The 19,576-nt window shown below is 63.4% G+C and carries 20 protein-coding genes; 16 read left to right on the top strand and 4 right to left on the bottom strand.

Annotated elements, in window-relative coordinates:
* Positions 1-45: 45 nt before the first annotated feature.
* The 8 genes from SM763_RS05530 (at position 46) to SM763_RS05495 (ending at position 8,182) form a co-directional block, all read left to right on the top strand.
* Positions 46-2,076 carry a TonB-dependent receptor domain-containing protein gene (locus SM763_RS05530; protein ID WP_368997918.1) on the top strand — a complete coding sequence of 677 codons (2,031 nt, stop codon included), beginning with the start codon at positions 46-48 and terminating at the stop codon, positions 2,074-2,076.
* Between the two features lie 26 nt (positions 2,077-2,102).
* Complete coding sequence (locus SM763_RS05525; RefSeq protein WP_368997917.1) at positions 2,103-2,531, top strand: hypothetical protein; 429 nt, start codon at positions 2,103-2,105, stop codon at positions 2,529-2,531.
* Positions 2,528-3,178: a MotA/TolQ/ExbB proton channel family protein gene (locus tag SM763_RS05520; RefSeq protein ID WP_368997916.1), complete on the top strand. Its 651-nt coding sequence runs from the start codon at positions 2,528-2,530 to the stop codon at positions 3,176-3,178. The genes SM763_RS05525 and SM763_RS05520 overlap by 4 nt, the downstream gene beginning before the upstream one ends.
* Positions 3,168-3,551, top strand: coding sequence for an ExbD/TolR family protein (locus SM763_RS05515; protein ID WP_368947810.1), 384 nt, complete (start codon positions 3,168-3,170; stop codon positions 3,549-3,551). Before SM763_RS05520 ends, SM763_RS05515 begins: the two co-directional genes overlap by 11 nt.
* Positions 3,551-3,940: an ExbD/TolR family protein gene (locus tag SM763_RS05510; RefSeq protein WP_368997915.1), complete on the top strand. Its 390-nt coding sequence runs from the start codon at positions 3,551-3,553 to the stop codon at positions 3,938-3,940. The genes SM763_RS05515 and SM763_RS05510 overlap by 1 nt, the downstream gene beginning before the upstream one ends.
* Positions 3,937-4,938: an energy transducer TonB gene (locus SM763_RS05505; RefSeq protein ID WP_368997914.1), complete on the top strand. Its 1,002-nt coding sequence runs from the start codon at positions 3,937-3,939 to the stop codon at positions 4,936-4,938. Before SM763_RS05510 ends, SM763_RS05505 begins: the two co-directional genes overlap by 4 nt.
* 102 nt (positions 4,939-5,040) lie before the next feature.
* Positions 5,041-6,144, top strand: a complete 1,104-nt coding sequence (locus SM763_RS05500) for a CaiB/BaiF CoA transferase family protein (protein WP_368997913.1) — start codon at positions 5,041-5,043, stop codon at positions 6,142-6,144.
* A 52-nt stretch (positions 6,145-6,196) separates the two neighbouring features.
* Positions 6,197-8,182, top strand: a complete 1,986-nt coding sequence (locus SM763_RS05495; protein WP_368997912.1) for a CocE/NonD family hydrolase — start codon at positions 6,197-6,199, stop codon at positions 8,180-8,182.
* Between the two features lie 21 nt (positions 8,183-8,203).
* Here SM763_RS05495 and nadC read toward each other — a convergent pair whose 3' ends face one another.
* The 3 genes from nadC to nadA are packed head-to-tail and all read right to left on the bottom strand — an operon-like array spanning position 8,204 to position 11,700.
* Positions 8,204-9,058: a carboxylating nicotinate-nucleotide diphosphorylase gene (nadC, locus tag SM763_RS05490; protein ID WP_368997911.1), complete on the bottom strand. Its 855-nt coding sequence runs from the start codon at positions 9,056-9,058 to the stop codon at positions 8,204-8,206.
* Complete coding sequence (locus tag SM763_RS05485; RefSeq protein WP_368997910.1) at positions 9,055-10,644, bottom strand: L-aspartate oxidase; 1,590 nt, start codon at positions 10,642-10,644, stop codon at positions 9,055-9,057. Before SM763_RS05485 ends, nadC begins: the two co-directional genes overlap by 4 nt.
* Positions 10,645-10,647: 3 nt before the next feature.
* A complete protein-coding gene (nadA, locus tag SM763_RS05480) occupies positions 10,648-11,700 on the bottom strand; it encodes a quinolinate synthase NadA (protein ID WP_368997909.1) in 1,053 nt (350 codons plus the stop codon).
* 403 nt (positions 11,701-12,103) lie between these two features.
* Here nadA and SM763_RS05475 point away from each other — a divergent pair, with 403 nt between their 5' ends.
* From SM763_RS05475 to SM763_RS05465, 3 genes are read left to right on the top strand one after another with little or no spacing between them, the layout of a single operon-like run.
* A complete protein-coding gene (locus tag SM763_RS05475) occupies positions 12,104-12,808 on the top strand; it encodes an ABC transporter permease (RefSeq protein WP_065272274.1) in 705 nt (234 codons plus the stop codon).
* Complete coding sequence (locus SM763_RS05470; protein ID WP_368997908.1) at positions 12,808-13,518, top strand: ATP-binding cassette domain-containing protein; 711 nt, start codon at positions 12,808-12,810, stop codon at positions 13,516-13,518. Before SM763_RS05475 ends, SM763_RS05470 begins: the two co-directional genes overlap by 1 nt.
* Complete coding sequence (locus SM763_RS05465) at positions 13,515-14,318, top strand: ABC transporter substrate-binding protein (RefSeq protein ID WP_368997907.1); 804 nt, start codon at positions 13,515-13,517, stop codon at positions 14,316-14,318. Before SM763_RS05470 ends, SM763_RS05465 begins: the two co-directional genes overlap by 4 nt.
* A gap of 314 nt (positions 14,319-14,632) precedes the next feature.
* Here the strand turns inward: SM763_RS05465 and phnF are convergent, their stop codons facing one another.
* A complete protein-coding gene (gene phnF, locus SM763_RS05460) occupies positions 14,633-15,346 on the bottom strand; it encodes a phosphonate metabolism transcriptional regulator PhnF (protein ID WP_368997906.1) in 714 nt (237 codons plus the stop codon).
* Between the two features lie 108 nt (positions 15,347-15,454).
* Between phnF and phnG the strand changes: the two genes are divergently transcribed.
* The 5 genes from phnG (at position 15,455) to phnK (ending at position 19,574) form a co-directional block, all read left to right on the top strand.
* A complete protein-coding gene (gene phnG, locus SM763_RS05455) occupies positions 15,455-15,919 on the top strand; it encodes a phosphonate C-P lyase system protein PhnG (protein ID WP_368997905.1) in 465 nt (154 codons plus the stop codon).
* On the top strand, positions 15,919-16,503 hold the full coding sequence (gene phnH / locus SM763_RS05450) for a phosphonate C-P lyase system protein PhnH (protein ID WP_368997904.1): 585 nt from the start codon (positions 15,919-15,921) through the stop codon (positions 16,501-16,503). Before phnG ends, phnH begins: the two co-directional genes overlap by 1 nt.
* A gap of 3 nt (positions 16,504-16,506) precedes the next feature.
* The gene (locus SM763_RS05445; RefSeq protein WP_368997903.1) at positions 16,507-17,607 is read left to right on the top strand and encodes a carbon-phosphorus lyase complex subunit; all 1,101 of its coding nucleotides are present in this window, start codon (positions 16,507-16,509) and stop codon (positions 17,605-17,607) included.
* Positions 17,608-17,946: 339 nt separating this feature from the next.
* Positions 17,947-18,807, top strand: a complete 861-nt coding sequence (locus SM763_RS05440) for an alpha-D-ribose 1-methylphosphonate 5-phosphate C-P-lyase PhnJ (protein ID WP_368997902.1) — start codon at positions 17,947-17,949, stop codon at positions 18,805-18,807.
* Positions 18,804-19,574: a phosphonate C-P lyase system protein PhnK gene (gene phnK / locus SM763_RS05435; protein ID WP_368997901.1), complete on the top strand. Its 771-nt coding sequence runs from the start codon at positions 18,804-18,806 to the stop codon at positions 19,572-19,574. Before SM763_RS05440 ends, phnK begins: the two co-directional genes overlap by 4 nt.
* The last annotated feature ends 2 nt before the right edge of the window (positions 19,575-19,576 follow it).

The following is a 19,576-nucleotide window of genomic DNA, read 5'->3' as shown; positions in this document are numbered from 1 at the left end:
CGCAAGCCTTCGGTTCGAATACGAATAGATGCGAAGGAAAATGTGATGGGCAAACAGCGTATGTCTATGCGGCTGTTGGGGACGGTGTCAGTGCTGGGGCTGACAATGAACGCGGGCGCGCAGGCGCAGGATCTGCCGCTGGACCTGCAGGACGAGGGTTTTCTCGGTACCGTTGAATTGGGGCAGGGCAAGCGCGAGGTGCAGACCGCAACCGCGACGCCGCAGACGGTAATCACGCAGGAAGAGCTGGATGACCGGCAGGCCGGATCCGTGGCCGAGCTGATCGATTCGGTGCCCGGTGTCACGCTGGTGAATGGCAGCCGTCCGCAGGGATCGGGCCTCAATATCCGCGGTTTTGGCGCCACCAGCAGCTATGGCACCGACCAGAAGGTGCAGATCATGATCGACGGCGCCTCTACCGGGTCAGAGGAGCTTTACCGGATCGGCACGCAGCTGTTCACCGATCCCGAGCTCTACAAACGCGTGTCGGTGATCCGGGGCACCATCGGCAGTTTCGAATACGGCTCGGGCATTATCGGCGGCGTGGTACAGCTTGATACAAAGGATGCGGCGGATTTCACCGGCGGTGAGATCGGTCTACGGTTTCGCCAGACCATCGGCGCCTCGAGCAATGCAAAGGGCTTCGTGACGTCCTCCATTCTGGCCTGGCAGCCTACCGAGCGGCTGGAGGTTCTGTTCAATTACACCCTGCGTGATGTCGACGCCTACAAGGACGGAAACGGGCAGGTCGTGCCCAATACCGAGAGCCGCATGCCCTCGTATCTGGGTAAGGTGAAATACAGCTTTGGCGACAATAACGATCATTCGATCACCGCCTCCTACAACTATTCCGAAACAGATGAAAAAGACGTCCCCTACGATACTTTCGGCACCACCGGCGGCTCCTTTGGCAACGTCGACCGCAAGGTCAGCAACGAGGTCGCCGGGCTGCGCTATCGCTGGAACCCGGTTGGCAATGACCTGATCGATCTGGACGTTAACCTGACTCGCTCGACACAGCATATCGATACCGCCTATGTGCCCGGTTCCAGCCCGCTGGAGGGCACCTCTTCGGGGCCAGGCGTCATTGCCCTGGCCGATGCGGATCAGGATTACGAGATCACCAAGCTGACCGCGAAGAACAGCATGTATTTCGTGACCGGCATGGCGACACACGATCTGCGGCTTGGGGTTGAGGTGATGCAGCGCGAGCGCCTGAACGCACCTTCGGCCCCCGGCGGCACCGACCGGCGTCTGGCCTTGTTCGCGGTGGATGACATCGGTATCGGCGATCACTGGACCATTACCCCAGCCATGCGGTTTGAAACCCAGGATATCGAGGCCCACGACGGATCCTCGTCCTATGATAACTCCGCGCTGATGGGCGGGCTTTCGGCGCGCTATGAATTCGCTTCTGGCTGGGCGCTCTTTGGCAGCGGTGCCTATACCGAGAACCTGCCGATCATCGATGATCTTGGCACGCCGCGCTACATGACCCAGCCGGAGCGGTCCCATACCTTTGAATTGGGCGCCTCCTATACCTCAAGCGGCGTGTTCACGGCGGGCGATGCCCTGCAGGCCAAGGTGAACCTTTTCAAAGGCAAGCTTTGGGACATCACCTCTTACGTGGACAGCAATTTCAACCCGATCCGCGAAGTGAACAGCGAAGGCATTGAGATCGAAGCCACATACAGCATGGACAACGGTTTTTACGCCGATTTCAACGCGGCGGTTGGCGAATACACCGCGGTTTCGGCGGGCGGGGCCAGCGGCGTCTGGCGCAACACTCCGGCCGACAGCGCCCGCCTGACCCTTGGCAAGCGGATCGGCGAGGCCTGGGATCTGAGCTGGGAACTGGTCGGCAGCAAATCCTTCACCGATTACAACGGCGATCTGATCAAGGGGTATGGCATCAGCAACCTGCGTGCCACCTACCGGGTGCAGACCGGCGCGCTCAGTGGCGCCGAGGTGCGGCTTGGCGTCGAAAACGCCTTTGACAGAGTCTACACGCCCGCGCTGGCGACCCGCACCGCACCGGGGCGCAACATCAAGCTGACCCTGGCGAAAACCTTCTGACCCAACGGACATTGAAGAGGTTCCATATGGTACGCGTAAACAGGAAATGGGTGGCCCCGGCAGCGGTTTTGCTGGCGGGGTTGGGTGGCGCGGCACGGGCCGCAGACCCGGCCGTGTCGATCGAGCTGAGCGCGGCAGAGCAGATCGGCGAGGCTTGCCTTCTGTCCTTTGTGGCGCAGAACAGCCATGCGCAGGATATCGGTCAGGCGGTTTATGAAACCGTTCTGTTCGATGCAAAAGGACAGGTGGCACGGCTGACGTTGCTGGATTTCCAGGACCTGCCTGCGGGGCGGATGCGGGTGCGCCAGTTCCAGTTTCCCTATGCCTGCGACGGCATCAGTCGGGTGCTAATCAACGGAGCCACCACCTGCACCGGCGGGGCTGCTCTGCCCGAGACCGCCTGCAGTAGGGGCATCACGCTCAGCAGCCGCACCGATCTGGAGTTGCTGGGATGATGTGGCTTCATGATGCGCTGCTTGGGGTTCTGGATCTGGGCGGACCGGTGGTTCTTCTGCTGCTCTGCGTGTCGGTGCTGACAGCGGCGCTGGTGCTCTACAAAATCTGGCAATACCGCACTGCGCGGGTGGGCCGCCACGCGCATCTGTCCGCCGCTGTCACCGCCTGGGACCATGGCGATCGCGATGGCGCCCTGCGGCAGCTGGAAAGCAGCCGATCCTATCTCGCGCCGGTGTTCCGCCTCGCGCTGGCCGCCGGTCCCGGAACTGCGGCGGATGTGGCCCTGTCCGACCGCGCCGATGCCGAGGCCGAGGATTGCTTTGCCCGGCTCGAACGGGGGCTTGGGGCGCTTGATATGGTGTCGCAATTGGCGCCGCTGATGGGGCTTTTCGGCACCGTGATCGGCATGATCGAAGCCTTCCAGAAATTGCAGAACGCAGGCTCTTCGGTGGATCCGGCGCTGCTGGCCGGTGGTATCTGGGTGGCGCTTCTGACCACGGCGGCGGGGCTTGCCGTGGCGATGCCGACCTCGTTGGTGCTGAGCTGGCTGACGGCGCGGATGCAGCGCGAACGGGTCTTTGCCAACCGTGCCCTGCGGGTGCTGTTCTGCCCCTCCGAACAGGCTGAGGCTTCTCATGGCGGTTAAGTTGCAGGGACAACGGCGCAGACGGCTGTCGATGACCTCTCTCATCGATGTGATCTTTCTGCTGCTGCTGTTCTTCATGCTGACCTCGACCTTCTCCAAATACGGCGAGGTGGAGCTGATGGCGGCCGGGCAGGGCGCTAAGGCCCAGGACCGGCAGAAGCTGTTTGTGACCCTCGGCGCCGAGCGTCTGATGCTGAACGGGCAACAGGCGGATCTGGCCCGCATTGCCGATCTGGTGCGGCTGCAGCCACAGGACGGCGGCGGCCATCTGGTGCTGATCAGCCCCGATGACACGGCCAGCGCGCAGCGGCTGGTGGATCTTCTGACCGCCCTGCGGCAGGTCGAGGGACTGCAGACGGTGGTGCTGGGCTGATGCGGATCACGCGGCATATCCCGAGCGAGCGCGAGCCGACCATCGCGCTGATCAATATCGTCTTTCTGATGCTGGTCTTCTTCATGATCGCAGGCACCCTGGCGCCGCCGCTGGACCGCGATCTAACGCTGATCAAGACTGCCGATCTGGAGGGCAGCGCGCCGCCGGATACATTGGTGATCCACGCCGACGGGCGGCTTAGCTATCGGGGCGCTCCGGTAGCAGATGCGGCATCATTTGTTGCTGAGCTGCCCGAGGAACAGCGCGCCGCGCTGCGGGTGCTGCCGGACCGGGACCTACCGGCGAAGAAACTGGTGTCCATCGGCAATGATCTGCGGGCGGCAGGCGCCAAGCGCGTCATCCTGATTTCGGAACGGGCGCTGCAATGAGCCGGGTGCCCCAATCCCGCCTTGCCGCGCTTCTGGCGCTGACCATGGCCGCCGTGGCCCATGCTGGTGCGGTGGTGTTCACCGATACCGCACCGGTGGAGCAGGCGGGCGGTGAAACCGCGCTGGCTGCCGAAGGCAGCGCCTTTGCCAATCTCGCCGTGGGGGTGGAGGCACCGCAGCCCGCCGCCGTGATGCCGGAGCAGCCCCGCGCCGCGCAACAGACGCCCGAGGCGGCCCAGCCGGTGGAGACGCCACAGGTGCAGCCACAGGCGCAATCCCCCATGTTAGAGCCTGTTGTTGTCCCTGTTGTCACCGCCGCGCAGACACCCGGCATCGAGGTCACGCCGCCGCAGGTCCATAGCGATCCCATACCGCTCAAGGCTGTAACACCGACACCGCCGACGACCGCGCTGCCACCCACCCAGCCAGCGGTGCAGCAGGCGGCAAAACCTATGGAAGCTGTTGAACAGGAACCGATTGAACAGGCTGAGGCACCACAGCCTCCTACGGAGCAGGCGCCTCCGGTCGAACAGTCGCTGAAGCCAAGGTCCCGCCCGCTGCGCCCTCCGCAGGTGGCAAAGGCAGAGCCGGTGCGCACCCCTCCTGAGCCGACAACGCCAAGCGCGCAACCGCGCGGCAACAGCAACGCCAACGCGACCCGCGGTGTCGCAGAGGGCGCTGCGAAACAGCCGGGCGGGCAATCGCGCCAGGCGGGCGGCAAGGCCCGACAGCAGGGCAATGCCGCGACGAGCAACTATCCCGGTCTGATCCTGCGCCGGATCGAGCGAGCCAAGCGCCGCGCCAATGTGCGCGGCGAGGCGGTCGTCGCCTTCCGGATCGCGCCCAGTGGCGGGTTGGCGCAGGTCGCGATTGCCCGCAGTTCTGGCTCCGCGCGGCTTGATGATATCGCGCTGGCACAAGTACGCCGGGCGGCGCCATTTCCCCCGCCGCCTGCGGGTGCGCGCACCAGTTTTACCGTGCGGATCAAGGGCAAGTGACAAAGGGGCGCGGGGGGATTTGATCAAAACACCCCGGCGCCGATTGCTGCCTCCGGAGGGCTGGGCTACACAGGCGCAACAGCGACAAGAACAGGAGCCGCCATGACCCCGCTTTCAGGCCTCAAAGTGGTTGAACTCGCCCGTATTCTGGCTGGACCCTGGATTGGCCAGTCTCTGGCGGATCTGGGCGCCGAGGTGATCAAGGTCGAAAGCGAGGCAGGCGATGATACCCGCCACTGGGGCCCTCCGTTCATCGAGCGGGATGAGGACAAGACGGCGGCCTATTACTATGCGGCCAACCGCGGCAAGGATTGTGTCACCGCAGATTTCCGCACCGAGGAAGGTCGCCAGACGGTCATTGATCTGATCAAGGACGCCGACATCCTGATCGAGAACTTCAAGGTTGGCGGCCTGAAGAAATACGGGCTGGATTACGAAAGCCTGAAACAGGTGAACCCGCGGCTGATCTATTGCTCGGTCACCGGTTTCGGGCAGGACGGCCCCTATGCCTCCCGCGCGGGCTATGACTTCCTGCTTCAGGGTATGTCGGGGCTGATGTCGATTACTGGCGACCCCGAGGGGCAGCCGCAGAAGGTGGGCGTTGCCATCACCGATATCGTGACCGGGCTTTACGGCACCATCGGCATTCTTGCAGCGGTCGAGCAGCGCCACACCACGGGGCGGGGGCAGCATCTGGACATGTCGCTGCTCGATTGTGCCACGGCGATGCTAGCCAATCAGGCGATGAACTATCTCGCCACCGGCACCAGCCCGACGCGGCTGGGCAATGATCACCCCAATATCGCGCCCTATCAGGTGATGGCGGTGAAGGATGGCCATATCATTTTGGCGGTGGGCAACGACGGCCAGTTCCAGCGGCTGTGTGATGCGCTGGGCCTGCCGGATCTGAAGGTCGATCCGCGGTTCCTGACCAATCAGCTGCGGGTGGCGAACCGTCAGGAGCTGACCGCGCTGCTGGAAGCGGCCCTGATGCAATGGAGCCAATCTGATCTTCTGGCGGCGCTGGAGGCGGCGACGGTTCCCGCCGGGCCGATCAACACCATCGGGCAGGCCTTTGACGATCCGCAGATCCAGCATCGTGGGATGCAGATCGCGCCTGAAGGGGTGCCGGGCGTGCGGGGGCCATGGAAATTCTCGGATGCCGAACTGGCGCTGGAAAAATCCGCGCCAAAGCTTGCCAAATAAGGACGCGCGAAGGCAGGGTGGCGCCAAACTTTTTTAAGATTGGATGCCCCCTATGCCCGTGCCCTTTACCCTGATTGAAAACACCTGGATTCCGATGGCTGACGGGCGTCGTCTGGCGGCGCGGATCTGGCTGCCCGAAGGGGAGGGGCCGTTCCCGGCGATCCTGGAATACCTGCCCTATCGCAAACGCGATGGCACCGCGCCGCGGGATGAGACCACCCATACCGTTTTTGCCGGAGAAGGCTACGCCTGCATCCGCGTCGATATCTCGGGCAGCGGCGACAGTGAGGGGCTGTTTGACGATGAATACTCCGAACAGGAGCTGAGCGACGGCGAGGCGGTCCTCGCCTGGATCGCGGCGCAACCCTGGAGCAGCGGCAAGGTCGGGATGATCGGTATCTCCTGGGGGGGCTTCAACGGCTTGCAACTGGCCTACCGTCGCCCACCCGAATTGCAGGCAGTGGTCTCGGTCGCGTCCACCGCCGACCGCTATGCCGATGACATCCACTACATGGGGGGATGCCTGCTCAGCGACAATGCCAATTGGGGCAGCCAGATGTTCGCCTATATGACGCGGCCCCTGGATCCCGAGCTGCGCCCCGACTGGCGCGATGCCTGGCTGGAGCGGATCGAGAAGCTGCCTTTCATGTCCGCCGACTGGCTGCGCCACCCGTCCCGCGATGACTTCTGGAAACATGGCTCGGTCTGCGAGGACTGGCCAGCGATCACCGCCCCGGTTCTGGCGATCACTGGCTGGGCCGATGCCTATCTCAATACGCCAGCGATGCTGGCGGCGAACCTGACCGCACCCACCAAGGCGCTGATGGGTCCGTGGGAGCATCGCTATGCGCATATCTCGAAACTGGACGCAGCGGATTTCCACGGTGAGGTCTTGCGCTGGTTCGATCACTGGCTGAAGGGTGAGGAGAGCGGCGCCGAGGCGCTGCCCGACTACCGTGTCTACATGCAAGAGCATTTCGGCCCCACCAAGGAAAACAAGCCCCGCAAGGGCCGCTGGGTGGCCGAGCAGAACTGGCCCTCGCCCAATGTCAGCGAACGGGTGGTTTATCTTTCGACAGGCAGTCTGACAGACACTGCAGGCAGCGGGGAGTGCAGGATTTCTAACCCTGTAACCGTCGGGCAGGCGGGGGGCTATTTCTGTCCGGGCATGCGGTTCGACAATGAACTCCCCGGCGATCAGGCGGAGGATGATGCGCTGTCGGCCTGTTTCGACACCGCGCCGCTGGAAGATGAGTTGCAGATCCTTGGCCGCCCGCGCGTGCGCATCACCTTTACCGTCGATCGCCCGGTCGCGCAGATCGTCGGACGCCTGTGCGATGTGGCGCCGGATGGATCCTCGCAGCGGATCAGTTTCCGCCCTTTCAACCTGACGCATCTGAATGGCCATGACGCGCCTGAGCCTTTGGTGCCGGGGCAACGCTACGAGGTAGAGTTTCCCTTGAACGAATGCGCCCATGCGCTGCGCCCCGGTCATGTGCTGCGGCTGGCGCTCTCGACCTCTTACTGGCCCATCGTCTGGCCCGCGCCAGAGGCGGCAGAGATCACACTGGAACTCAAAGACTGCGCCCTGATCCTGCCCGAGCGGAGCGTGACCGATGAAATCGCCCCCGAAGCCCCCGGCCCCGCGCAGCCCTATCCGACCCTGGGCGGCAGGCAGTTGCGCGCGCCTTCGGGCACGTCAGAGACCAAGGTGCTTACGGATGGTACGCTGGTGCTCGATACCTTCGACGACTACGGCGAGGCGGTGAACCCGCATAACGAAATGCAGGTCGGCAGCCATGTCACGATGCATTACGCGATCCACCCCGATGATCCGGCCACGGCGACCTTCAAATCCGACTGGCGCTTTACCTATCAGCGCGGCGACTGGCAGGTGGCGATCGATACGGAAAACCGGATGACCTGCGATGCGCAGAATTTCTACCTCTGGCGGCGCATCCACGCCTATGAGGGCGGTGCATCAGAGCCGGTACTGGTCAAGGAATGGTCCGAGACCGTACCGCGCGGCTGCCTCTAGCGGCAGCCGTCAGCGCGGCGTTCAGAAGTCGAGGCCGAGGTCCAGAGTCGGCGCCGAATGGGTCAGCGCGCCGGAGGAGATGTAATCAACTCCGGTGGCGGCGACCTCGGCAATACGCTCCAGCTTCATGTTGCCGGATGCCTCGGTCACCAGATGGCCGCGCGTCATCTTGACGGCCTCTGCCAGCGTCGGCGTGTCCATGTTGTCGAGCAGGACCACATCCGCGCCGCCGGTCTTCAGCACCTCTTCGAGCTGGGACAGCGTGTCGACCTCGATCTCCACCTTCATCATGTGGCTGACGCTGGCCTTTGCTGCTTCCAGCACGGCAGTAATGCCTCCGGCGGCAGCGATGTGGTTGTCCTTGATTAGGATTGCATCCGACAGACCAAAGCGGTGGTTGTAGCCACCGCCGTGCAAAACCGCCTGTTTTTCCGCGATGCGCATGCCCGGCGTGGTCTTGCGGGTGCAGGTGATGCGGGTGTCCGTTCCAGTTGTTTCGCGCACGAAACAATGGGTCAGTGTTGCGATCCCAGTTAGCCGTCCCGCGAAATTCAGCGCCACCCGTTCCCCCGACAGGATCGAGGCAGCCGAGCCTTCGATGGTCATCAGCGTATCGCCGGGTTTGCAGGGGCTTCCGTCTGGCAGCAGGGTTTCCACCTTCAGTCCCGCATCCACCAGATGAAAGGCGATGCGGGCGATCTGCATGCCGGAGACGATGCCTGTTTCGCGAGCGTTCAACCGGGCGGAATAGGTCACATCCGCCGGGATCACCGCGCGGGTGGTGATATCGCCGTTCTGGCCCAGATCCTCGTGCAGGGCGGCACGTACCATCGGTTCCAGAATCAGGTCGGGCAGGGTGGCGAAGGCGGTACTCATGTGGGCTCCTTTGCGCTCTCGCCCGCGATCCGGTCGCGCAGGGCAAGGGCCTCGGTCAGGGTGATATGGGTGCGATGGGCCTGTGCGGGATCGGCCTCGGGGAAATCATCGCGGTAATGCCCGCCTCGGCTTTCGCGGCGCATCAGGGCGGCGGCGGCGATCAGGGTGGCGGTGGCGCACATGTTGACGAAGGACTCGTCATCGGCGTTTGCCGCCTCCAGCCGGGCAATGGTGGTAAGCGCGGTTTTGAGGCCGTCCTCGGTGCGACGTACGCCGACATTGGCGGTCATGGTCTCCCGCAGGGTCTGAACGGCGCTGGGATCTGTTTCGTGACCATCCGGGGCAAAGGTGATCGCGACTTCAGACAGATCACCCTTTTGCTCCAGATCCTTCATATCGGCCGCAGCGGTGCGGGCATAGACCAATGCCTCCAGCAATCCATTGGAGGCCAGCCGGTTGGCACCGTGCAGCCCGGTCGAGGAAGCCTCGCCGCAGACCCACAAATGGCCAAGGCTGGCACGCCCCTGCATGTCCGTGTCCACCCCGCCCATGTGGTAGTGGGCGGCGACGGCCACGGGGATCGGCTGGGTCACAGGGTCGATCCCGGCGCGGGCACAGGTTTCGGCAACGGTGGGGAAGCGGCTTGCAACCTCGGCGCCAAGGGCCTGCCGGGTGTCCAGCACCGGGCGGCGCCCGGCTTGCGTTTCGGCAAAGATCGCGCGGGCCACGATGTCGCGCGGGGCCAGTTCCGCGTCCGGGTGGACCGCCTGCATGAAGCGTTCGCCCTTATTGTTCAGGAGCACTGCGCCATCGCCGCGCAGGGCCTCGGTCGCCAAGGGCGCCGGGTCTTCACCGATATCAAAGGCGGTGGGGTGGAATTGCACGAATTCAGGGTCGGCGATACGCACGCCCGCGCGGGCGGCAAGACCGATAACCTGCCCACGAATGCGGGGCGGGTTGGTCGTATGGGCATAAAGCCCGCCAGAGCCGCCCCCGGCCAGAAGAACGCCGGGGCAAGTGATCAGGACGGGATCCGACGGCGCATCGGCCTGCGAGATCCAGACGCCGGTGACGGTATCGCCGTCTACCTCTAGTCGGACGGCCTGGGTGTTTTCCAGCACTTGCACCGAAGGGGCGGCGCGCACGGCGGCGATCAGGGTTTCCATGATCTGCGCGCCAGCCCGGTCACCCTTCACGCGCACCACGCGGGCGGCGGAATGGGCGGCTTCGCGGCTCATCACGTAGTTGCCCGCCGCGTCGCGGTCAAAGGGCGTGCCAAGATCGGTGAGGTCCAGAATATGCTCGCGCGCAACGCGGGTGACCATGGCGGCCACCTTTGGATCGACAGTGCCTGCGCCAGCGGTCCGGGTATCGGCAGCATGGGCTTCGGGGCTGTCGCTTTGATCCATGGCGGCGGCGACACCGCCCTGCGCCCAGGCGGAACTCGCGCCCTGACCAAGCGTTTCAGGAGAGATCATCAGCACTGGCCGCGGCGCCAGTTCCAGCGCCGCGTAAAGCGCGCCCAGACCGGCGCCGACGATGACGATGCGGCCGGTGTCAATGCGCCCGGTGCTGGCCTCTGTCACCGGTCAGATGCCCAGTTTCTGGCTGAGATCGATCATCCGCTGCACTGCAAGCCGCGCCTTGTCCGCGACCTGAGGGTCAACCTCGACCGGTTCGGACATGGTGTGCAGCGACCACAGGATTTTCTCCAGCGTAATCATCTTCATGTAGGGGCACATGTTGCAGGGGCCGACGAAATCCACCTCGGGCAGCTCATCCGCGATGTTCGAAGCCATCGAACACTCGGTGATCAGCATCGCCTTTTCCGGTTTTTCGTCCGTCACATATTTGATGATGCCGCTGGTGGAGCCGGAGAAGTCCGCCTCGGCTACCACATCGGGGGGGCATTCGGGGTGGGCGATCAGCCGGGTGCCGGGGTTCCATTCGCGGAATTCGCGCAGGTCCTTGGCGGTGTATTGCTCGTGTACGATGCAGGAGCCGTCCCACCAGACGATATTTTTCTGCGGCACCTGGTTGGCCACGTTCTGCGCCAGGTATTTGTCCGGCGTCATGATGACCGTGTCGCTGTCCATCGCGGCGACGATCTGCGATGCGTTGGAGGAGGTGCAGCAGATATCGGAGGCGGCTTTTACCTCGGCGGTGGTGTTCACATAGGTCACCACAGGCGCGCCGGGATACTTGCGGCGCATCTCTTCCACGCCCGCGGCGGTGATGCTTTCGGCCAGCGAACAGCCTGCCGCCATATCGGGCATCAGCACGGTTTTCTCAGGAGAAAGGATCTTGGAGGTCTCGGCCATGAAATGCACGCCGCATTGCACGATCACATCCGCTTCGACGCGGGCGGCTTCGATGGCCAGCTGCAGGCTGTCGCCGACGAAATCCGCAACGCCGTGATAGATCTCCGGCGTCATGTAGTTGTGGGCCAAAATGACCGCGCCGCGTTCTTTCTTCAGCGCGTTGATCGCCGCGACATAGGGCGCATAGCGCGCCCAGTCGACCGGGTTCACCACGCGGTCCATGGTCTGGTACAGATCCGACATCTGTTCGGCCAGATCGGGGTTGGGCGCCAGATCATAGGTGCTGGCGAGTTGATCGCGCATGGTTTGCAGATCGAACATGGCATTTCCTCGAAAACGCGCCCTTGCGGAACTGTGGCGGGCACTTTGGGTCGGTCTTCTTTCACGTTCACATGCCGCGCGCAAGTAATGGTGCGAAAAGGCCGCAGGCTGGTCGCTGCTGCGCCGGGGCTGCTGTTGGGGTGGCCGGAAGGCCAAGAAACTCTTGCTCCGCAGGTTGGGAAACCCGGCGATAGGAGATCTGTTCCCCGGATCAAGCGCGGGCGTTGGGCATCTTTCTGTCCGGCGATGCGCAGTCACTCATCGATATAGTGGACAATTTGTCCTTTTTCAGGGGCGGCTGCATTTTTTTCTGTTTCGGGGTGCTTTCCTGTGTTTTGACACTGGGGAAAGCTGAGGGAAACAGGCCTGTAACCCTAAGCCATCGGGGGGAAAATCAAGCGTCATGTCTGATCTGTGGGACGGTCTGAGCCAGGCGTTCTGGCTGGTGGTGATGCTGGATCCTGATCTGGTCGAGATCACTTTGCGCTCTCTCAGGGTCACTTTGACCGCCCTTGCCATCGCCTCTGCCATCGCCTTGCCACTGGCGGCCTTGCTGGCTGTCCGCCGGTTTCGCCTGCGCCGTCCGACGATTGCGGTGCTCAATGCGCTGATGGGGCTGCCGCCGGTGGTGGTCGGCCTGATCGTCTATGTCTTCCTGTCGCGGTCCGGGCCGCTGGGGGTGCTGGGGCTGTTGTTCACGCCCTCGGCGATGGTGATCGCTCAGGTGATCATCATCGTGCCGCTGGTCGCCTCGATCGCGCATCAGTCCCTGCGCGAGCTGTGGAGCGATTACCACGATCTGCTGATTTCACTGAATACCACCCAGGGGCAAAGGATCCGGGCGCTGTTGTGGGATGGGCGGCGGGCGCTGCTGACGGCGGCGCTGGCTGGGTTTGGCCGGGCCATCGGAGAAGTCGGCGCCATCATGGTGGTGGGCGGTAATATCGATCATGCGACGCGGGTTCTGACCACCGCGATCGCGCTGGAGACCGGCAAGGGCGAATTCGCCATGGCGCTGGGCCTTGGCTTTGTGCTGATTGGCATGGCGATTGCCGTCAACCTGTCGATCCACTGGATTGGCCATACCGAACGCGGGGGACGCTGGTGATGCAGATGTTCCCGCTGACCGTGGAGCAGGGCGTGGTGCGCAGGCGCGGCAAGGTGTTGGTCGGTCCGGTGGACCTGACGCTGGAAGGCGTGGGGGCGACCATCGTGGTGGGGCCGAACGGGGCTGGCAAGACCTCGTTTCTGAAGATGCTGCACGGTGTCGTGCGGCTCAATGGCGGCAGCCTGACCTGGGCCTGTCCCAGGGCGGAGGCGGAAAAACGCCAGGCCTTTGTGTTTCAGACCCCGGTGATGATGCGCCGGTCCGTGGTGGAAAACATCGCCTACCCGCTGCGCCTGATCGGTGTGTCGCGGAAAGAGGCCCGTGCGCGGGCCGCGGATTGGGCGCGGCGGATCGATCTGGGCGATGCGCTGGAGCGGCCTGCGGTGCTGCTTTCGGGTGGTGAGCGGCAGAAGCTGGCGCTGGCCCGGGCGCTGATCCGGGAGCCGGAAGTGCTGTTTCTGGACGAACCCTGCGCCTCGCTTGATGGACGGGCGACGCGAGAAATCGAAGAGATCCTGACCGAGGCGGCTCAAAGCGGGACCCGCCTGATCATGTCGACTCACAACATGGGGCAGGCGCAGCGGCTGGCGGATGAGGTGATCCTCATCATTGGCGGGCGCATTCACGAGTTCACTCCGGCAGAAGATTTTTTTGCCGGACCTCAAACCCCGCAGGGGCAAGCATTCTTGAGAGGAGATATAGTAGAATGAAACATCTGATGTTGGGCGTTGTCGCCTCGGCCGTTCTGGCCACCGCATCCTTTGCCGAAGAGATGAAGATGGCGGTGACCACCTCGTTCCACAATTCCGGGCTGGCAGAGATCCTGCTGCCGGAGATCAAGAAGGATCTGGATCTGGATGTGCAGCTTCTGGTCGTTGGCACCGGTCAGGCGATCCGCCTGGGCGAAGCGGGCGATGTGGATGCGATCCTGGTGCATTCGAAAAAGGCCGAAGAGCGTTTTCTGGCTGGGGGCAATGGCACCCATCGCCGCGAGATCATGTACAATGATTTCGTCTTTATCGGACCCAAGGCCGATGGCGCCGGTATTACGGATGCGGAAACCGCAGTCGATGCCCTGCAGAAGGTTGCAGGCGCAGAGGCGCTGTTCGTCAGCCGCGGCGATGATAGCGGCACCCACAAGAAAGAGCTGAGCCTCTGGGCTGCTGCTGGTCTGGACGCCGAAGGGTTCGGCGACTGGTACCGCGCGGTGGGGGCCGGTATGGGCTCGGCGCTGAACACGGCAGCGGGGATGAATGCCTATATCATGGCCGACCGCGCCAGCTGGCTGAACTTTGGCAACAAGGGGGATCTGGCGCTGCTGTTCTCGGGCGATCCGGTGCTGTTCAACCAATACGCCTATCTGCCGGTGAACCCGGAGAAACACACGCATGCCAAGAACGATCTGGCGATGAAGCTGGAAGGCTGGCTGGTGTCGGACAAGGCCAAGGCGTTGATCAACGATTACAAGATCAACGGTGAGACCCTGTTTGTGTTCAACGCCAAGCAATAAGCCTTGTGTGAGCCACGGCGCGGGGATCTCCCGCCCGTGGCGCCGCATTTGAAAATGCGTTGTCCCGGTTGGGCCAGGCGCCGCGCTGTCGCGCGGCGCTTTTTCTTGCTGAGAGGCGCCTGAGGGGCAGGTCTGCCCCTCAGGCGCCATATCGAGTGTTCTCTTCGCCAAAGCCGCCTCAAGGGTAAACCGTGCATGCGCACGGCCGCTTGCGCGGCCCTTGACCCGGATTTGGCGAACGGCTTTTCGGCAGGCGGCGCTGGGCCCAACGGGAAAGGGCCATCGTCAGAAGTGCTTTGATGGGCGAGAGCTTTCTATTCGTCGCCGCCGACGGTCAGAGTCACCCTGTCGCCTGCAAACCAGGTGCGGCCATATTCGATGGGGCGGCCTTCGGAATCTACATTGATGCCGGTGGTGCGCAGGATCGGGGCGCCTTCGGGGATGCGTAGGTGCAGCGCCTGTGTCGCGGTGGCCTGTCGGGCGGTGATGCGGGTCTCGCTGCGGGTATAGTCTTCGATGCCGCAGCGTTGCAGCGCGGCAGTGACGGATTGTGTTTCCTTCAACGCCGTTAGCATCTCGGGGAACCGTTCGGCTGGAAAGATGCTTTGGAACAGGGCAATCGGCTGCCCATCTGCCAGCGACAACCCGTCGTAGACATGCACCGGATCGCCGGGGGGCAGCGCCAGCGCGGCGGCTTCGCCAGCGGCGGCTGCGCGGGTTTCGGTGGTCAGGATCTGTTTCGCCGGTGTCTGCCCGCCTTTGGAGATGTTCTGGTGAAAGCGCACCCGCTTGCCGATCGGGTAATCCGTCGGTTTGGCGGCAACAAACACTCCGGCGCCGCGCCGTGCATGCACCAGCCCGCCAGCTGCCATTTCCGCCAGAGCGCGGCGCACCGTGTGGCGGTTGACGCCGAACCGCGCCGCCAACTGCGCCTCGGCTGGCAGCTTGTCACCGGTGTCATAGCGCCCCTGGGCGATATCGTCGGTCAATGTGCCTGCAATGGATTTCCAGACCGGGGTTCGGGCCATGTCATCAAACTTTCACAAGGATTGGCTTGCGCCCTTGCAGGCGAGTCACCTATGATTTGTCTAGTTGTATAGTTTATGTAGACAACCCGGCCAAGAGGCTTTGACACGATGAACACCACAATTTCCGCAGAGGATCGCACAAGAGATCGCAAGGCCTGGATGGGTCTTCTGGCCTCGGCTGACGATGCCCGGCTAGCCGAGCTTTGGCGCGCCTTTGATCATGAGCCTGCCTTTGACTGGCTGCGCGCGCCTGAGGCGGGCGGCGTGATGGTCCGGGGCCGTATGGGCGGCAGCGGCGCGCCCTTCAACCTCGGTGAGATGACCGTCACCCGCTGCGCCCTGTCGCTGGCCGATGGCACCGTCGGGCATGGCTATGTGCAGGGCCGCTCCAAGGCCAAGGCCGAAATGGCGGCCAAGATAGACGCTCTGATGCAGACTGAGGCGGCAGAGACCTTGCGCGCGACAATCCTGGCGCCGCTCGAGCAAGAGCGCGCAGAGGCCAAAGAGGCGCGCGCCTCCAAAGCGGCTGCGACCAAGGTCGATTTCTTCACCATGGTGCGGGGAGAGGACTGATGAACCAGTTGACGGACAACACGGTCTATGCGGGTGGGTTTGCCAACCCGCCAGTCGCCTCGGCCCATGCCTTTCGTGCGGCAATGAATGCGATGGCGCGGCCCGGCACGGTGCAAAAGATCACGGGGGCTATCCCGCCCGAGGGGATTTCCCATGCGGCGGGCAGCCTGCTGCTGACGCTTTGCGATCCCGAAACCGGCGTCTTTCTGGCGCCCGATGTGGACAGCGAGGCCCTGCGTGGCTGGCTGACCTTTCACACCGGCGCGCCCATTGTCAGTGCGGAGCAGGCGGATTTTGCCCTTGGCGGCTGGGAGGCGCTGATGCCGCTCGACCGGTTCCGCATCGGCACGGCGGAATACCCGGATCGCTCGGCGACGCTGATCGTCGAGGTTGCGGGCTTTGACGCGACCAATGCCACGCTCAGCGGTCCCGGCATCAAAGAGACAGCGCGGATGGCCTTGCCGGATCCGGCGGCCTGTGCGGGCAATGCGATGCTCTATCCGTTGGGTGTCGATTTCTTTTTCACTTCTGGGTCTCAGGTGGCGGCGCTGCCGCGCTCGACCCAGATCCTTGCGGAGGCCTGAGGCATGTATGTAGCTGTAAAGGGCGGCGAGCGCGCCATCGACAATGCCCATGCCTGGCTGGCTGAGGAGCGTCGCGGCGATGCTTCGGTTGCCGAGCTGTCACTGGCGCAGATCCGCGAACAGCTGTCGCTGGCGGTGAACCGGGTGATGGCCGAAGGATCGCTGTTCGATCCCGATCTGGCGGCGCTGGCGATCAAACAGTCGCGCGGCGATCTGATCGAGGCGATATTTCTGATCCGCGCCTATCGCACCACCCTGCCGCGCTTTGGCTATACGCTGCCGGTGGACACCGGCGCTATGGCCTGCGACCGGCGGATTTCGGCGACCTTCAAGGATGCGCCGGGCGGGCAGGTGCTGGGGCCGACCTTCGACTACACGCACCGCTTGCTGGACTTCAAACTGGCCGCCGAGGGCGAGGTGCCGGAAGCCCCCGCTGCAACGCCCAGGACCGAACCCACGCCCCATATCACCGAGTTCCTGCAGGGTGAGGACATCATCGAGCGCGAACCGAGTTCAGAGGCCCAGCCCGGGGATCTGACGCGCGAGCCGATGGCTTTTCCCGCTGACCGGCCGGTCAGACTGCAGTCTCTGACGCGCGGGGATGAGGGGTTCATCCTTGGCATGGCCTATTCCACCCAGCGTGGCTATGCGCGCAACCACGCCTTTGTGGGCGAATTGCGCATCGGCACCGTCGCGGTGGAGATGGAGAACCCCGAGCTGGGCTTTGCCATCGAGATCGGCGAGGTGGAGCTGACAGAATGCGAGACGGTGAACCAGTTCAAGGGCTCCAAGACCGTGCCGCCGCAGTTCACTCGTGGCTATGGTCTGGTGTTCGGCCAGTCAGAGCGAAAATCCATCGCCATGGCGTTGGTAGATCGCGCCCTGCGCTGGAAAGAGCTGGGCGAGGATAACCTTGGCGCCGCCGCGCAGGACGAGGAATTCGTGCTCAGCCATTCGGACAACATTCAGGCGACGGGTTTCCTCGAACATATCAAGCTGCCGCATTACGTCGATTTCCAGTCCGAGCTGGAACTGGTGCGCAAGCTGCGCCGAGAAGCCGCCGAGGCGGTGGAACAGATGGCGGCACGGGAGGCGGCGGAATGAGCGCCGTGCAACACAGGACCGAATTGAAGGAGATTGTACCGGGGAAATTGCTTGCAAGGCGCGGCTATTCAATCCCCACCGCCTCCGTCCCCTCCATCTCCGCCTCCACCGTCCGAGTGCCACTCACCTCCGGGGGAATCCGGGTGAGTGTCCGATCGACATTCCCGGCCTCTATGGTCAATCCAGACCCAGGTTCCACTGTCATCTTGGCGAAGTGTTTTTCTTCTTCGGGAGGATCGTCGGAAATCCCAGATGCTGTACGCCACACTGAGGGTCAGCACTGTTGCCAAGAAGATGACCGCGCCCATTTTGAAACCTCGTCAGGAAATGGAGAAAACCATGTCTGACTATAACTTTGCATACCTCGACGAGCAGACCAAGCGGATGATCCGCCGGGCGATCCTCAAAGGTCTGGCGGTGCCGGGCTATCAGGTGCCCTTTGCCAGCCGTGAAATGCCCATGCCCTATGGCTGGGGCACCGGCGGTGTGCAGGTCTCTGCCGCGACGCTGACCCCGGATGATACCTTCAAGGTGATCGACCAGGGCGCCGATGACACGACCAACGCGGTGTCGATCCGCAAGTTCTTTGAACGCACCGCAGGGGTCGCCACCACCGAAGAGACGGAACAGGCCAGCGTTATCCAGACCCGCCACCGCATCCCCGAGGCGGAGCTGAGTGAGGATCAGATCCTAGTCTATCAGGTGCCGATCCCGGAGCCTTTGCGCTTTCTTGAGCCGCGAGAGACCGAGACCCGCAAGATGCACGCGCTTCAGGAATATGGTCTCATGCATGTGAAGCTTTACGAGGACATCAGCCAGCACGGCGCCATCGCGACCTCTTATGCCTACCCGGTGAAGGTGTCGGATCGCTACGTGATGGATCCCTCGCCGATCCCGAAATTCGACAACCCCAAGATGGAGATGGCAGCGATCCAGCTCTTTGGCGCGGGCCGTGAGCAGCGCATCTATGCGGTGCCGCCCTATACATCGGTCGTCTCCCTTGATTTCGAGGATTACCCCTTCGAGGCCAGTAAGGCCGATCATCCGTGTGACCTTTGCGCGGCAGAGGACAGCTATCTGGATGAGGTGATCCTCGATGATGCGGGCAACCGGATGTTTGTCTGCTCGGACACCGATTACTGCCGTTCGCGGCGCGAGGCAGGTCATGTGGGCCGCCTGGGAGAGGAGACCGCGGCATGACCCCTTTGCTGCAAGTGAAAGACATCGCCAAGATGTATGGCGCGCGGATCGGCTGCACGCATGTCAGCTTTGACCTTTACCCCGGTGAGGTGATGGGCATCGTCGGCGAAAGCGGCTCGGGCAAGTCCACCCTTCTGAACTGCCTTGCCGGGCACCTTGCGCCGGATCGGGGTGAGGTCGTGTTTGACACCCGCGCCGATGGGCCGGTGGATACGGTCACCATGTCGGAACCCGCGCGCCGGATGCTGGGGCGTACCGACTGGGCCTTTGTCCACCAGCACGCTCGCGATGGCTTGCGCATGTCGGTCTCGGCCGGTGGCAACATCGGTGAGCGGCTGATGGCCGTTGGCGACCGCCACTATGGTGATATCCGCGCCCGTGCCGCTGACTGGCTGGGTCGGGTCGAGATTTCCGATGCCCGTATCGACGACCGCCCCTCGGCCTTTTCCGGTGGCATGCAGCAGCGGCTTCAGATCGCCCGCAATCTTGTGACCGGACCGCGGCTGGTGTTCATGGATGAACCTACCGGCGGCCTCGATGTCTCGGTACAGGCGCGGCTTCTGGATCTGTTGCGGGGCCTCGTGCGCGAGATGGGTCTCAGCGCCATTATCGTCACCCACGATCTGGCGGTGGTGCGGCTTCTGGCGGACCGGTTGATGGTGATGAAGGACGGTCATGTGGTCGAAACCGGCCTCACCGATCAGGTGCTGGACGATCCGCAACATGGCTATACGCAGCTGCTGGTCTCCAGCGTGTTGCAGGTGTGAGG

Origin of the sequence: Pseudophaeobacter sp. C1-32P7 (assembly GCF_041008775.1) — a bacterium.
Taxonomy (GTDB): Bacteria; Pseudomonadota; Alphaproteobacteria; order Rhodobacterales; family Rhodobacteraceae; genus Phycobacter; species Phycobacter gallaeciensis_A.
Note: the sequence above shows the minus strand (reverse complement) of the source record. Positions and strands in the feature narration are given on the sequence as shown.